Here is a 563-nt window from a genome sequence, read left to right on the forward strand (position 1 = left end):
AGGTAATAGCAGAACAGTTCGCCGCTGACGGGCAGACTTTCTTTCTGCATCAGTTCGTACAGACTTTGAGTTTGCTTTTTCATGATTGGACCAAGCTCAGGAATTGTCCCTGAACCTTGCAAACCAACGTAATGAATCAAATCTTGATGACGAGTGCCGATTTCGCTCAACTGCGACAATATTTGCCCAGTTTCTAACTGGCTTTTTAGCATCTTGAGTCCACGATCGTAATCCATTTCAACCATGGATTTGAACATCGTTTTCAGAAAAAACAGATACCAAGGAACACGAGACTGCATTTGCCACTCTACGGTACAACCATCTTGTGACGGCGTCACGATGAGCGTCACCTTTCCGTGGCTTTTGATGGGGCGAAAAAAATGCAGCTCCATGTCTAAGCGATGTTCTTGTGTGCTTTCCAGAACAACCGCCCCCGTTCCAATTCGTTGCCCATTCCATTGGTAACCAGCACCAACGTGGCCTTGATTGTCACTGTAAGTCAGCTCGCAGCTTGGCTCCAAAATGATCCAAGGAGACCACTCAGGCCAGTTTTTAAAATCCTT

At 46.2% G+C, this 563-nt stretch carries 1 protein-coding gene; it reads right to left on the bottom strand.

From position 1 onward, the window contains the following. Window positions 1–563: SRPBCC family protein (locus R7Q11_RS28360; RefSeq protein ID WP_225467252.1), on the bottom strand; the 563-nt coding region annotated here is incomplete at both ends.

It is taken from the genome of Vibrio sp. 970 (genome assembly GCF_033339075.1).